General features: G+C 45.3%; 13 protein-coding genes (1 of these 13 running past the window's edge). 1 reads left to right on the top strand and 12 read right to left on the bottom strand.

The window, feature by feature from the left end; translation table 11 throughout:
• The 8 genes from ACGHCT_RS08850 to ACGHCT_RS08815 form a co-directional block, all read right to left on the bottom strand.
• Positions 1-397: the beginning of a sodium-dependent transporter gene (locus ACGHCT_RS08850; protein ID WP_390439566.1), read on the bottom strand. It extends 1,055 nt beyond the left edge of the window; 397 of the gene's 1,452 nt are visible here — the first part of the coding sequence; its start codon is at positions 395-397; its stop codon lies beyond the left edge, outside the window.
• An 80-nt stretch (positions 398-477) separates the two neighbouring features.
• Positions 478-1,839, bottom strand: coding sequence for a DNA repair protein RadA (gene radA / locus ACGHCT_RS08845; protein ID WP_072854261.1), 1,362 nt, complete (start codon positions 1,837-1,839; stop codon positions 478-480).
• 56 nt (positions 1,840-1,895) lie between these two features.
• Positions 1,896-2,309: an endosialidase gene (locus tag ACGHCT_RS08840; protein ID WP_072854260.1), complete on the bottom strand. Its 414-nt coding sequence runs from the start codon at positions 2,307-2,309 to the stop codon at positions 1,896-1,898.
• A 98-nt stretch (positions 2,310-2,407) separates the two neighbouring features.
• Positions 2,408-4,870: an ATP-dependent Clp protease ATP-binding subunit gene (locus tag ACGHCT_RS08835; protein ID WP_390439563.1), complete on the bottom strand. Its 2,463-nt coding sequence runs from the start codon at positions 4,868-4,870 to the stop codon at positions 2,408-2,410.
• Positions 4,871-4,884: 14 nt separating this feature from the next.
• Entirely contained in the window at positions 4,885-5,256 is a 372-nt protein-coding gene (locus ACGHCT_RS08830; RefSeq protein ID WP_072854258.1) for a GntR family transcriptional regulator, read from the bottom strand.
• A 149-nt stretch (positions 5,257-5,405) separates the two neighbouring features.
• The gene (locus ACGHCT_RS08825; RefSeq protein ID WP_072854257.1) at positions 5,406-6,806 is read right to left on the bottom strand and encodes an MATE family efflux transporter; all 1,401 of its coding nucleotides are present in this window, start codon (positions 6,804-6,806) and stop codon (positions 5,406-5,408) included.
• Complete coding sequence (locus ACGHCT_RS08820; RefSeq protein ID WP_390439560.1) at positions 6,807-7,256, bottom strand: MarR family winged helix-turn-helix transcriptional regulator; 450 nt, start codon at positions 7,254-7,256, stop codon at positions 6,807-6,809.
• A gap of 215 nt (positions 7,257-7,471) precedes the next feature.
• A complete protein-coding gene (locus ACGHCT_RS08815) occupies positions 7,472-9,046 on the bottom strand; it encodes a transposase (protein WP_390436423.1) in 1,575 nt (524 codons plus the stop codon).
• A 219-nt stretch (positions 9,047-9,265) separates the two neighbouring features.
• Between ACGHCT_RS08815 and ACGHCT_RS08810 the strand changes: the two genes are divergently transcribed.
• A complete protein-coding gene (locus tag ACGHCT_RS08810; RefSeq protein ID WP_390436657.1) occupies positions 9,266-10,753 on the top strand; it encodes an IS1182 family transposase in 1,488 nt (495 codons plus the stop codon).
• 93 nt (positions 10,754-10,846) lie between these two features.
• On the opposite strand, the gene ACGHCT_RS08805 is transcribed toward ACGHCT_RS08810, so the two are convergent.
• The 4 genes from ACGHCT_RS08805 to ACGHCT_RS08790 all read right to left on the bottom strand — a co-directional run bounded on the left by ACGHCT_RS08805 (position 10,847) and on the right by ACGHCT_RS08790 (position 13,745).
• Positions 10,847-12,085, bottom strand: coding sequence for a uroporphyrinogen decarboxylase family protein (locus tag ACGHCT_RS08805; RefSeq protein WP_072854255.1), 1,239 nt, complete (start codon positions 12,083-12,085; stop codon positions 10,847-10,849).
• A 192-nt stretch (positions 12,086-12,277) separates the two neighbouring features.
• Positions 12,278-12,799 carry an O-acetyl-ADP-ribose deacetylase gene (locus ACGHCT_RS08800; RefSeq protein WP_072854254.1) on the bottom strand — a complete coding sequence of 174 codons (522 nt, stop codon included), beginning with the start codon at positions 12,797-12,799 and terminating at the stop codon, positions 12,278-12,280.
• Positions 12,787-13,242 (bottom strand): MOSC domain-containing protein, encoded by a 456-nt coding sequence (locus ACGHCT_RS08795; protein ID WP_072854253.1) that lies wholly within the window; start codon positions 13,240-13,242, stop codon positions 12,787-12,789. The genes ACGHCT_RS08800 and ACGHCT_RS08795 overlap by 13 nt, the downstream gene beginning before the upstream one ends.
• Positions 13,243-13,253: 11 nt before the next feature.
• The gene (locus tag ACGHCT_RS08790; protein ID WP_072854252.1) at positions 13,254-13,745 is read right to left on the bottom strand and encodes a molybdenum cofactor biosynthesis protein B; all 492 of its coding nucleotides are present in this window, start codon (positions 13,743-13,745) and stop codon (positions 13,254-13,256) included.
• Between the last annotated feature and the right edge of the window lies 1 nt (position 13,746).

The raw sequence follows: 13,746 nt of genomic DNA, 5'->3' as shown, positions 1-13,746 counted from the left end.
CCTCTACTTCTTTTGCACTCACGTGTGTGAATTCTCCCCGAAGCATTCTGTAAAAATAGTACAGCATCCATCCGCCTACCATCGTGTAAAACATCATAAGCAGATAATTCCCGATAATGCCAAAGTACGCAAAGTTATGCCATCCGCTCCCCTCAGGCGCCAGTGTTTTGAAGGAGGAGGCCACACTTTTCTGACTGCCTCTTCCTACGGAGAACTCGCACACCATAATAGGAAGACCCAGGATGACTAAAAAAACAAGATAAATCAGGATAAAAGCAGCTCCTCCATAATTTCCTGTCATATACGGAAATTTCCAAACGTTGCCCAGCCCAACGGCACACCCCGCGGAAACCAGAATGAAGCCCAGCCTGGAACCAAATTTTTCTCTTTCTTTCAAATTTTTTCTCCTAACTATTTATATTCATAATTTCGATAATATCCTATTTTATCTCAGATTTCAACTGATTTTTATGCCTGTTATACATAATTCATGCTTTCCCGGATATTGGATACGCCTGCCAGATGTATCTTAAACTTTCCTTTCAGAGCCTCCAGATTCGTCTGGGGTAAAATGCAGGTAGTAAATCCCATCTTTTCCGCCTCCTTCACCCGCTGCTCCGCCATACTCACTCCCCGCACTTCACCGGAAAGTCCAACCTCACCAAATATCAGGGTATTGGGATCCACTGCACGGTTTTTATAACTGGAAACAATGGAAAGCACAATTCCCAAATCAATAGCAGGCTCCCCCAGCTTCATCCCCCCGGCCAGATTCACATAGGCGTCACAGTTCCCTAGCTGGAGTCCGGCCCTCTTTTCCAGAACTGCCATTAAAAGATTTACTCTGTTGTAATCAATTCCTACCGAAGTTCGTCTGGGCAGTCCAAAATTTGTCTGCGTCACCAAAGCCTGGATCTCAATAAGTATGGGTCTTGTCCCCTCCACCGAACATACAACTACCGAACCGGAGGCATCCAGAGGCCGGCCGCTAAGCATTACCTGGGAAGGGTTTGTGACCTCCTCCAGTCCTTTATCCTGCATCTCAAAAACTCCTATTTCGTTGGTTGATCCAAAACGGTTCTTAACCCCCCGCAGCAGCCGGTAAGACGCATGCCGGTCCCCCTCAAAATAGAGAACTGTATCCACCATATGTTCCAGGACTCTGGGACCCGCAACATTCCCGTCTTTCGTCACATGGCCTACAATAAAAATCATGACCCCAAGTCCCTTCGCAAGCTGCATCAGGACGTTTGTGGATTCCCGCACCTGGGATACGCTTCCCGGAGCAGACGAGATCTCCTCGTCATACATGGTCTGAATGGAATCAATCATAACCACATCCGGACGCATCTCTTCGATGACAGCTTTAATGGTCCCCAGATTTGTCTCACACAACAATTTTAAATTCTCGTTAAATTCCCCGATCCGTTTTGCTCTCATCTTAATTTGTCTCAGAGACTCTTCCCCGGATATATACAGGACACTTCTTTGATCCTTTGACAGCTCCCGGCATACCTGTAAAAGAAGGGTTGATTTTCCAATCCCGGGATCTCCTCCCACAAGCACAAGAGAGCCTGGCACAATGCCCCCTCCCAGTACCCGGTCCAGCTCGCCGATGTGCGTAAGCATCCTCTCTTCCTTATCCATATCGATCCCTGACAGACTGACCGGTGCTTGTTTTTCCTTCCGCGCTCCATTCAGACTGCCGCTCTTCTGGGGACTGACCGTCTCCTCCACAAAGGAATTCCATTCCCGGCACCCGGGGCATTGACCCATCCATTTGGAAGATTCATATCCACAGTTTTGACAGTAAAACACTATTTTTTTTCCTTTTGCCATATCTCACTCCATAAAAAAGGCCGCCCAGCTTTGCCGGCAGCCTTTTGCTACTCTTTCTATAATTTTACAATAGAGACAGCTACACGTTCTGCCTGCTCTAATTCAACACTAAAGGATAACTTTCCACCCAGATTAGTTTTCATGGTTCCCGCGTCTACGCCGTCAATAGTAACTTTATATTCCGCGTCTTCTTCCAGTTCAACCGTAATCTGTGCATCTACAGCCCCTTCCACCGAGAAAGACATACCATCTTCTGTCAGATTTAAATCATACACTGCTGTTCCTGGTACTGATTCATAGACAAACATTTCATTTCTCTCTAGTTTTGTAATTTCACGAAAGGTTTTAACCTTGTACATATCTCCATCATGCTCATAATCTGATAATTTTGACTTCGAAGGTAACTCATAGTTTCCAAAACTGATAGTACCATTTTCCTCTGTACGAATTAATTCCTTTATTCCTGACATTTTTTATGCCCTCCCGTTACTGTCATTCATTTGTATCCTATAGCCGGATTCATACCGGTCTTTGTTTGATTCATTATATAATAATTTTGCAAATTATGCTAGTCATTTATAGGAGTTACTAAAAATTTAATATCTTCTTTTGACATGGAAATTGTAACCGTATCCCCGTTTTTAATTCTGCCTTCCAGAATCTCCTCAGCCATGGCATCCTCAATTTTACTCTGAATAGCCCTGCGCAGGGGACGAGCTCCATACTTGGGATCATACCCCTCTTTTGCTATATATTCCTTCACACTTTCTCTCACGCGGAGTGTAATGTCCATCTGATACTTACAGCGTTTGATCAGATTTGCAAGAAGGATGGTTACGATTTTCTTAATGTGCTCCTTATTCAGAGCATGGAACACAATCGTCTCATCAATACGATTCAGGAATTCAGGCTTAAACAGACGCTTTACTTCATCCATTACCCCATCCTTCATCCTCTGGTAATCCTGTTTTTCATCCTGAACCGAAGCAAATCCCAATTTCTTAGGTTCAATGATTGACTGGGCTCCGGCATTAGAGGTCATAATGATAATAGTTTGTTTAAAATCTATCTTTCTTCCCTGTGCATCTGTGATATGCCCATCGTCCAGAACCTGCAGAAGAATATTAAACACATCAGGGTGCGCCTTTTCCACCTCATCGAATAAAATTACACTGTATGGATTCCGTCTTACTTTCTCACTCAGCTGTCCTCCTTCGTCGTATCCCACATATCCCGGAGGGGATCCAATCATTTTGGATACACTGTGTTTCTCCATATACTCTGACATATCTACCCGGATCATAGCCTGTTCTGTACCGAACACTGCCTCAGCCAGGGCCTTGGAGAGCTCTGTTTTACCAACGCCGGTCGGTCCTAAAAACAGGAAGGAGCCGATGGGACGGTTTGGATCTTTTAATCCCACTCTTCCACGTTTTACAGCTTTGGCAACCGCCAGTACTGCCTCTTCCTGTCCGATGACTCTTTTATGGAGAATAGTTTCAAGCTTAGCCAGACGCTTTGATTCCGCCTCTGCCAGTTTTTTTACAGGTATCTTGGTCCAGCCGGATACAACATCCGCCACATCCTCTTCCTTTACTGTAAGCTTCTTCTGTCTGCAGCGGCGTTCATATCTTGCCTTTGCTGCCTCGAGCCTCTTCTCTGCCTCTTTCTGTTCTGCCTGGAGTTCTCTGGCAGTATCAAAATCGTTCTCCTTGATGGCTGCCTCTTTTCGCTTGAGAATATCCTGAAGGGCTTTCTCTCCCTGCACCACTCCCTCCGGTGCTTTATATCCTGCCAGCTGTACTTTAGACGCTGCCTCATCAATTAAATCAATGGCCTTATCCGGGAGAAAACGGTCATTAATATACCGGATACTCATAGCTACCGCGGCTTCTACGGCCTGATCTTCAATCTCCACTCCGTGATGCTGTTCGTAATAAGGCTTGAGTCCCTTTAGAATGGCAACGGCTTCTTCACTGGTTGGTTCATCTACCGTTACCGGCTGGAATCTGCGCTCCAAAGCCGCATCCTTTTCAATATATTTTCTGTATTCATCTATGGTAGTAGCGCCGATCAGCTGGATCTCTCCTCTGGAAAGAGAGGGCTTCAGAATATTTGACGCATCCAGCGCTCCTTCAGCGCCCCCGGCTCCGATAATTGTATGAAGTTCATCAATAAACAGTAAGATACCTTTATTCTCCATAACTTCACTGACTACTTTTTTAATACGCTCCTCAAATTCTCCCCGGTACTTAGATCCGGCCACCATGCCTGAGAGATCAAGGACAACCACTCTTTTGCCCAGCATGGATTCCGGTACCAGCCCCCAGACAATCCTTTGGGCCAGACCCTCCGCTATAGCGGTTTTCCCCACACCAGGTTCCCCAATCAGACAGGGATTATTTTTCGTTCTTCTGCTCAGAATCTGAATAATTCGGCTGATCTCCTGCTCCCTGCCAATCACCGGGTCCAGTTTTCCCTGACGGGCCATTTCTGTGAGATCCCTGCTGTATTGATCCAGGGTGGGTGTTGCACTGCCGGCAGATGATTTGATCGTCTTTCCGCCCTGCAGATCTTCCTTCTTCAGAGTCCCTTCTTCCCCCATGGCGACCAGGATATCAGAATATAATTTCTGGATATTAATTCCCATGGTATGAAGAAGGCGGGTCCCTACACAGTCATATTCTTTTAACATAGCCAGAAGGAGATGTTCAGTTCCTACCTGGTCACTGTGGTAATTGGCTGCTTCCCTCTGTCCGCCCTCCAATATCTTTTCAAGTCTTGGCGTATATCCCGGAGGTGTATCCAACAGGATATCCGAGGGAGGGGCTATCAGCTTCTCAATTAATGCCATTACTTTTCCGTCGTCGGCACCGGCTTCGGCCAGAACCATACCCGCGGTTCCGCTGTGACTCTTTAAAAGTCCTAATAAAAGATGTTCCGTTCCTATATAGTTATGATTGCAGTCCTTAGCTGTTTTTTCTGCAAGTTTTAAGGCATTCTTCGCCTGTTGAGTATATCGTTCTTTCATCTATGCCTCCTGCTCTATACTTGATATTCTTGAAAAATCTGATCAATCAGTTCATGTACTTCCTGTCTAGAGATATTTTTGCAACACCCCTTTGCCAAGACAACCATTAATTCATCTTTCATCTCCTGAAGAGCCTGACGTTTATCAGCTTCTATGGAAACAACCGCGCCTCTCCTTCTGTCAATTGAGACAAAGCCTTCCTGTTTCAGTACAGCATAGGCTTTATTTACTGTATGCATATTAATTCCTATATTTTCCGCTAACTGACGAACAGAGGGAAGAGCCTCTCCTTCCTGTATTCTGGAAGTGGCAATCCCCAAAATGATCTGATTCCTCAATTGAATATATATGGCTTCATCACTGTTAAAATCAATTTGTATCAGCATATGCTCACCTGTCTTTCCTTTATCCCTGATTCCTGATGACGAAAGAAATTTGCGTCATGTTGTTATATATAGTGTAGCACAAATAGAATATTTTGCAAGAAAATAATTATAAATACATGATGAAAATACTGCCGTAAAAAAAGAAGCGCCTACAGCGCTTCTCCTGCGAGAGTTTGATTTTGCTTTTGGGTCAGTTCTTTTAGCTCCCTGACCAAAAACACACCGCAGACAATTGCAGCCGCAGCATCCGCGATAGGACCTGCATACATGACCCCGTCAATTCCCATAAAGAGCGGGAAAATAATTATAAGGGGGAGCAGGAATATAATCTGCCTGGTAAGTGACATAAAAATCCCCAGTCTGGATTTGCCGATGGAGGTAAAAAAATTAGAGGTCACCGGCTGAATCCCGTTCACAATCACCAGGAACATAAAGATTCTGAAGTACCGCTCTGAAAATGTGTAGTACATCTCGCTCCCTTCACCAAAAATTGAGATAATTTGTCTGGGAAATATCTGGAAGCACAGAAATGCCAGGAAAGACAGCACTGTAGCTGTACAGACAGCCTGCAGGTACGTTTTCTTCACCCGGCCGTATTTTCTGGCTCCGTAATTAAAGCCTACAATCGGCTGTGTCCCCTGGGAAATCCCAATGATAATAGCCATAAATACCATATTTACCTTAGTAATAATGCCTGCACAGGCTAAAGGAATCTCGCCCCCGTACACTGACTGGGCCCCATAGTAAGATAGTGTATTATTCATAACTATCTGCACAATGGTCATTGCAATCTGATTAAAGCACGCGCTGGCACCCAAAGCAAATATGTGCCTGCAGCAGAATTGGCTCAGGTGAAAGCTCTCTCTGGTCAGTTTCACATGCCTGAAGTGAAATACATAGCGAAGACTGATACAGAAGGAAATAATCTGTCCGATAATGGTTGCCAGTGCAGCTCCCGCCATTCCCATATCCAGTCCAAAGATAAAGATTGGATCCAGAATCGTATTGATAACCGCTCCCACAAGCATAGACATCATAGAATATTTGGGACTTCCATCAGCCAGTATCAGTTTGCTGATGGCGGTATTGGCAATTAGAAACGGGAATCCGATAGAAGTTATCCTGGTATAGGTCTGGGCATAAGGGAGCACATCGCTGGTAGCCCCAAAAAATTTCAGCATCGGTGTCAGGAATATAGTTACCAGTACAAATAATGTAAGTCCAAAAATCGCCATTAGAACCATGGCATTTCCTGCCGACCGGGCGGCACGCTTCTCTTCCTCAGCTCCCAGCTCCAGAGAAAAGTTAGATGCCCCGCCAATACCCAGGAGCAGGGCAATGGCTGTACATGTAGTAGACAAAGGGAATGCAATGTTGGTGGCAGCGTTTCCCAGCATTCCCACACCCTGGCCGATAAAGATCTGATCCACAATATTATACAGCGCCGTCACCAGCATAGAGATAATACAAGGAACAGCAAAATTAATAAGCAGTTTAGACTCCTTCTGATAGCCCAAAGGATTATCTGCTTCCTGCGTCACTGATTTCATCTACATCTCCTCCAATCGTTCTTTTTCATCCTGATTCATCTGAAATGCCTTTTCCGCCGTTTTTCGCAGAAGAGCCGGCAGGACTTCCTTCTCTACGTTCGTAAGCGGTGCCAAAACCTCCTCCACACATTCCATAAGGATGGACAAAATCTCCTCATAACTGTCCACGGCCTTTTCCGTGGGGAAAAGATAATAAGTTCTCTTATCCTCCCTGCTGGGTTTTCTCTCGATATATCCTTTCCCCTCCAGCTGGGCCAGTGCCCTTGTGATGTTGCTGGGATTTCTGTATACATTCTGAAACACACAATCCTGTGTCATGCCCGGTGATTCACATATTTTTAAAATGTAAAAGAACTGGCTGCTGTTGATCTCAAATTTTGCCATTTTTTTATCCAGGTAACCGCTCAGGCTTAAATTTAAAATAGCAGACCATTTCACAAATTCTCTCATACGCAGCTCCTTGTCAGTTTCTGTAAATAATATATTTGCGTGCGCAAACATCATAAAACATATTGGCGTAAATGTCAAGGGACAGGGGCTGTGAAAAAATGGAGTTGCTCTAACTCCATTTTTTCAGCCCCTCTTTATTTTGTGGAAAGCGTAAGAAAAAAGCAGTAAAAAGCGCATAATCCCCCTTACCCCAACAAACGTGCGCTCTTTCTTCTTTAAGCCACTTCCCGGAGTCTCATCTGCTTATTATAGATTTTATAGAGATTATGGCCGATAGAAACAAGAAATATCTCTACTCTTACCGAATCCAGTCCTCTTCTTACAATTCGCTTATACCTTCGGTCGTATTTGATGATTCCAAATGTCCCTTCTGCCTGGATGGAGCGGTTCATGCGGAGCAACGCCCCATGGATACTCTGAAGATTATCCAATACCTCCTGATGCATGGCGCTTAATTCCGCATTAATCCGCACTGTCCTGTTCTTTTCTGTTCTCTTGCATTTTTCTGCATAGGGGCAGCCACTGCAGTCCTCGCAGGTATAGTACTCTTCCTGCCTGCCGTATTGGTTCCCTTTCACTGGTTTTCGGTATGCAAAGTGGAACTTCCTCCCGTTTGGACAGATTAGGTTCCCTTCCGGGTCTGTCTTAAAATTCACTGCACGCAACGGGTCTTCATGGTACTTTTCGTCTGTTGTCTCTTTCTTATACATGGGGAATTTCATGAACTTTTCCATCCTATGGTCCTGGCAGAACAGATAGTTATTAAAGGATCCATACCCTGCATCCGCTACCGGATATTTCGGGTAGAAACCGTATAACTCATGGAACTTTTCCATCAGTGGCACAAAGCAGTCCATGTCGGACCGGTACTGCATGACATCTACCACCGCAATGTACTCGTCAGCCACTCCGATCTGTATGTTGTATGCAGGAAGGAGCTGGTCATTTCCCATATAGTCCTTTTTCATCCGCATGAAGGTCGCGCCATGGTCCGTCTTCGCATAGCTGTTCCGGTCAGGCTCGCATATCCGGATCTTTTCCACGTATTCCGAAAGCTTTCCGATATATTCCTTTAAACGTTCGTAGTAACGCTGCTCCTGGCTCTTCCGATGTCCCCGGCCGTATACAAATGTGTCCTCGTCGATATGGCAGAAGAATTCATACCTGGACAAAATGACCTCCAGGCTGTCCGGGGTGTATTCTACATTGGTTTCAATTTTCAGCCCTGTGTATGCCAGCGTTTCGTTCATTTCTGTAAGCAGTGTGGTAATCTTGCCGAACAGACGGTATCTCGATTTTTCCGTGGCTTTTTTCCATACCCAGGTATACTTGTTTGCATTTGCCTCGAATTTTGAGCCATCTATATACAGATGCTGCAAATCGATTCCCTCCGCTGTCTGGATATAGGACATGACTGCCTTAAAAATATCCTGGGCAGATTCCTTGATCTCTTCATTGATAAAATAACTGAAGGCACGGTAACTGGGAGTTTCATGATCCATCAGGTACATGTAACGGATGTTGACTTTGCATCGGTCTTCTAATTCCCGAAGGGAAGCGTATCCAGTGTCCATAAAGCCGAACAGGACTGTCTTTAGCATGTTGACCCGATTATATCCGGGCCGGCCCAGTTTATGTGAGGGCTCTGGCCTAAGATATCTTTCTATTCCAATCTCCTCCATGATTCTGTCAAATGCTAATACTGGATCACAGAGATCCAGACAATCCGAAAAAAACAGTGGCAGCCTTCCCTGTTTTGCGGTATAATATTTCTCGGTATTATTGTTCATAGTAGATTAATTTTACCACAAAAAGAAGAACGCCTCCAGGTTTGTATACCTGAAAGCGTTCTTTTTTTACGGGACTTTTTTCACAGCCCCTCAGACTGTAGACAAAGTCCGAGGACAAGTGCCTCGGATTTTCCTCGCCATTGAGCCAGAAAAGTCAGCACTTACAAGACTTTGAGGCTCTTTTTTGGTATAATAGATGTATCAAATACAGGCGGTGAGATGCTTATGATGACACAGAATGCGGATAAAAAAAGAGAACAGATTCAGTTGTTTTGCATGGATGACATGGTTCCACAGGACCATCTGCTGCGGATCATCGACAAAGCAATCGACTGGTCCTTCATTTATGAACTGGTAGAAGAAAAATACAGTCAGGACAACGGACGCCCCAGTATGGACCCCGTCATGCTGATCAAGATTCCTTTCATCCAATATCTTTATGGCATTAAAAGCATGCGCCAGACGGTAAAAGAGATTGAGGTAAATGTCGCCTACCGCTGGTTCCTCGGGCTGGATATGCTGGATAAAGTGCCGCATTTTTCAACCTTTGGAAAGAACTATACGAGACGCTTTAAAGACACCGACCTCTTTGAACAGATATTCGAGCATATCCTTTCTGAATGCTACAAATTTAAGCTGGTAGACCCTACTGAAGTTTTTGTGGATGCCACCCATGTAAAAGCCAGAGCAAACAATAAAAAGATGCAGAAGCGTATTGCTCATGATGAGGCATTATTTTTTGAAGATCTGCTGAAACAGGAAATCAATGAAGACCGTGAAGCACACGGGAAACGTCCGCTGAAAGAAAAAGAGGATGACAGCAATACACCATCCGGTGGAGCCGGCGGCAAAGAAGAAAAGACAGTGAAAGCAAGCACTTCTGATCCGGAAAGCGGATGGTTCCGCAAAGGAGAACATAAACATGTATTTGCTTATGCAGTACAGACCGCATGTGATAAGAATGGATGGATTCTCAGCTATAGCGTTCATCCCGGGAACAATCATGACAGCAGAACCTTCAAGTCCTTATATGACAAGATAAAAGGGATCGGAATAGAGACGCTGATAGGCGATGCAGGATATAAAACTCCCGGTATAGCAAAACTTTTGATCGATCAAGGAGTCAAACCGCTCCTGCCATACAAACGCCCCCTGACAAAAGAGGGTTTCTTCAAGAAATACGAGTACGTTTATGATGAGTATTACGACTGCTATATCTGTCCCAACAATCAGGTGCTGACCTATCGAACAACCAACCGTGAGGGATATCGGGAGTACAAAAGCTGTGGAAGTAGCTGTGCAGGCTGTGCCTATCTTGCAAAATGTACCCAAAGCAAAGATCATGTAAAGACGGTTATGCGCCACATATGGGAACCTTACATGGAGATGTGTGAGGAGATCCGCCAAACCGTGGGTATGAAAGAATTATATTCCCAAAGGAAAGAAACCATAGAACGAATCTTTGGAAGTGCAAAGGAGAATCATGGTTTCCGATATACACAGATGTTTGGAAAAGCCCGAATGGAAATGAAGGTCGGGCTTACATTTGCGTGCATGAATCTGAAAAAGCTGGCCAGGATGAAAGAGAAATGGGGGCTTCTAGAGGGAGAAGCCCATTACACAAACTTTATTTGGAACGCAATTTGGTTAATAAAAGAAAACTGGCTCTGGGATACAAAGCCCAAAACCAGTTTGTCTACAGTCTGAGGGCGGATCGATTTTGGGACGTGTTCCTTTTAAAAGGAACACGTCCCAAAATCGATCCGCCCTGTCCCTAATTATAGTTTCAGGACTCGTTTATTAATATTTTCCCAATTCTCTGGTTGTATTCACCCATGCCTCCATATTTTCTTTGTTGGCTTCATCTAAAACGATGGAGCAATCCATGATAAAGCCGCCCCCAGGTGCACAGATATCAAGCAGTTTCTTTGTTTCTTCTATCACCCGTTCTTTCTTTCCATAGGCCAGCAGCGCATTGGGCAGATTACCGCAGATGCAGGCGGTTTGTCCTACGATTCTCTTCGCCTCTGCTATATCCACCTCTTCGAACATATAGATAACTTTTCCTTTTGGCACGTCGCTTATAATATCCAGTCTGCGATTATATTTGCCCTCGCAGAACACATATGGGGTGACTCCTATGTCTATGAGCGCCATCATCAGTGCCTTTAATCCCGGCCAGTAGAATTTTTTGTAATTGTCCGGGCTCATAAATTCGTCGATGCCGCCGTGAAGGGGGATAAACATGTATTCCAGGTTATTCGCCTTTGCTGTGTTTACTGCATTTTGAATACAGATTGGCGTCATATATTCCACTGCAGCCAGCAATTCGTCCGGATAATCATAGACATCATTAATTGTATTCAGGAAGCCTCTGATATTGTCTCCAAACATATCAAACGGACAAGTCTGAGCCCCGGCCGCTCCCAGAGGGAACCCAAGTTTTGCAATCTCTCCGCTAATATAACCAAGTCCTCCCAGCCACCTGGCTGCTGCCTCGCCCCCCCGTTTTAACGTTTCCAGGGCTGTCTGCACCTCCGGATCTGCAAAATTTGATAATTCTATATAAAGAGAATATTCCACGGGATTGTTGAATCTCAGCTTAGACAATCCCTTTAGCCCATCAAACTTTCTGGGGTATACCTTAGTTAGGAAAAAATGAGTAGGATCGTGTAAAAATTCTTTGTACTCCTCGTCCATCAAATAGCATTTATCGTGTATCTGAAAAGATGCATTCAGTGGGAGTCCGCTGTTGGGACCGGGGCATTTTAAGTATGTACTCTGCATCAATTCCGGGGGATCCGCCGGGTACAGAACCGGCGCCCAGGCAAGATCCGGTGAGAAATCTTCCAGAAAGCCTTTTACCCCCGGCCAGATGTTCCGGATATCTTTCATGGCATCATAGATAGAGATGTCGTAGCCTCTGGCATAGTAATTCCCAATCTTTGGAGCAAAGGGTACACGGTCAGGTTCCTCCAGATTCAGCACCTTTTTAATGCGCTCCTCTCTCTGCGCCAGTGTAGATTCATAACTGCCCATAATATTCCTCCTTTGAACGTGAAAGAAACCTCCCTTTTCCGCAGCGGGACAAGTTCCTCTCCTCCCTAAAAGAAAAAGGCGGAACCACTAAAGTTCCGCCATCCGCAAGTTTCTATATCTTTATAGTATAATACTGAAACTGTTTTGTCAAATAAATTCTTTACTCATTTTTTTCCTATAATTCTTTGAATTTTATTGTTCTATCTGTCTTTTTATTTCTTCATAAATACCCAAATCTCTGGAGCTAAAACAGACAAAAATCACCTGTTTCATACCGCAGCCCGGATGCGTCTTAAGAAATTCAGTTACCGCAGAAAAAGCAATCACTGCCGCCTCCCTTATGGGATACCCATAGATTCCTGTGGAAATGGCAGGAAACGCTATGCTCTGACAGCCGGCCTCCACCGCTCTCTGCATGGAATTAATATAGCATTTTTTTAAGATCACAGCCTCATTGCTTTTCCCGTCCCGATATATAGGTCCCGGTGTATGGATTACATGTGCAGCCGGAAGCTTATATCCCCCGGTGATCTTTGCCTCCCCCGCTGCACACCCGTTAAGCTTCCTGCACTCTTCCAGAAGGCCGGGACCCGCTTTTCTGTGTATGGCTCCGTCCACCCCGCCGCCGCCCAGCAGGCTCGTATTCGCAGCATTGACAATAGCGTCCACCTTCAGCTCAGTGATGTCCCCCAGCACAATCTCTATTTGTCCCAAACGTTTCCCACCTCCTTGACAATATGCATCTCATCCCCCTGGGAAATCCTGCCGCCGTGAATCACCCTGGTAAATACCCCTTCTCTGGGCATAATACAGTCGCCCATAATCTTATAAATCTCACAGCCGCTGTGGCATTCCTTACCAATCTGCGTAAGCTCCAGAACCACATCATTGCATTGAAATCTTGTGCCTACCGGCAGATTTTTGAAGTCGAATCCCTCTACAATCAGATTCTCCCCAAATGCTCCGTCCTCTACCGGAGCTCCTTTTCCTTTAAACTCCTCGATCTTCTCATAAGACAAAAGGCTCACCTGCCGGTGCCACTTCCCCGCATGTGCATCGTTCTCAATCCCATAATCTTCCAGTACGTTTACAGTATGTACATTATGTTTCTGCGTCCCTTTTTTCTCACTGATATTCGTTGCCATTACTCTTCCCATCATACCCCTCCTCATCTTCGGGCACAATTGGAGGCTTCTCCTGCAAGAACCTCCAACCCGTGTTCCAGCTCCGATATAATATATTCCAGGCATTCTCTCACTGCCTTGGGACTGCCGGGAAGATTTATAATCAGCGTATTCCTGCGTATCCCTGCAGCCTGCCTGCTCAGCATTGCCCGTTTGGTAAACTGCAGACTGTAAAATCTCATTGCTTCCGGAATCCCGGGCACTTCACGCTCTATTACCGCCTTTGTAGCTTCAGGCATACAGTCCCTGGGGGAGAATCCTGTTCCTCCTGTCGTCAGTATCAGATCCGCGATTCCTTCGTCCGAAAGATAGGCCAGCTCCTGGCTGAGGCGCTCCTGTTCGTCCGGCAGAAGCACGGTGTGAACAATACGATATCCATTTTGTTCGGCAATTTCCCTTATCACTTTTCCGCTTGTATCTTCCCGTGTCCCCTCATACCCAGAGTCACTGGCTACTACAATCGCAACTCGTTTCATA

This window comes from Lactonifactor longoviformis (assembly GCF_042848515.1).
GTDB classification, from domain to species: Bacteria; Bacillota; Clostridia; order Lachnospirales; family Lachnospiraceae; genus Lactonifactor; species Lactonifactor longoviformis.
Note: the sequence above shows the minus strand (reverse complement) of the source record. Positions and strands in the feature narration are given on the sequence as shown.

Excerpts from the sequence above, each read along its gene's own strand:
- ACGHCT_RS08795 (WP_072854253.1), bottom strand. The coding sequence starts at position 13,242 with ATGGGAAGAGTAATGGCAACGAATATCAGTGAGAAAAAAGGGACGCAG.
- ACGHCT_RS08830 (WP_072854258.1), bottom strand. The coding sequence starts at position 5,256 with ATGCTGATACAAATTGATTTTAACAGTGATGAAGCCATATATATTCAA.
- ACGHCT_RS08805 (WP_072854255.1), bottom strand. The coding sequence starts at position 12,085 with ATGGGCAGTTATGAATCTACACTGGCGCAGAGAGAGGAGCGCATTAAA.
- ACGHCT_RS08835 (WP_390439563.1), bottom strand. The coding sequence starts at position 4,870 with ATGAAAGAACGATATACTCAACAGGCGAAGAATGCCTTAAAACTTGCA.
- ACGHCT_RS08790 (WP_072854252.1), bottom strand. The coding sequence starts at position 13,745 with ATGAAACGAGTTGCGATTGTAGTAGCCAGTGACTCTGGGTATGAGGGG.
- ACGHCT_RS08840 (WP_072854260.1), bottom strand. The coding sequence starts at position 2,309 with ATGTCAGGAATAAAGGAATTAATTCGTACAGAGGAAAATGGTACTATC.
- ACGHCT_RS08825 (WP_072854257.1), bottom strand. The coding sequence starts at position 6,806 with ATGAAATCAGTGACGCAGGAAGCAGATAATCCTTTGGGCTATCAGAAG.
- ACGHCT_RS08820 (WP_390439560.1), bottom strand. The coding sequence starts at position 7,256 with ATGAGAGAATTTGTGAAATGGTCTGCTATTTTAAATTTAAGCCTGAGC.
- radA (WP_072854261.1), bottom strand. The coding sequence starts at position 1,839 with ATGGCAAAAGGAAAAAAAATAGTGTTTTACTGTCAAAACTGTGGATAT.
- ACGHCT_RS08815 (WP_390436423.1), bottom strand. The coding sequence starts at position 9,046 with ATGAACAATAATACCGAGAAATATTATACCGCAAAACAGGGAAGGCTG.
- ACGHCT_RS08810 (WP_390436657.1), top strand. The coding sequence starts at position 9,266 with ATGCTTATGATGACACAGAATGCGGATAAAAAAAGAGAACAGATTCAG.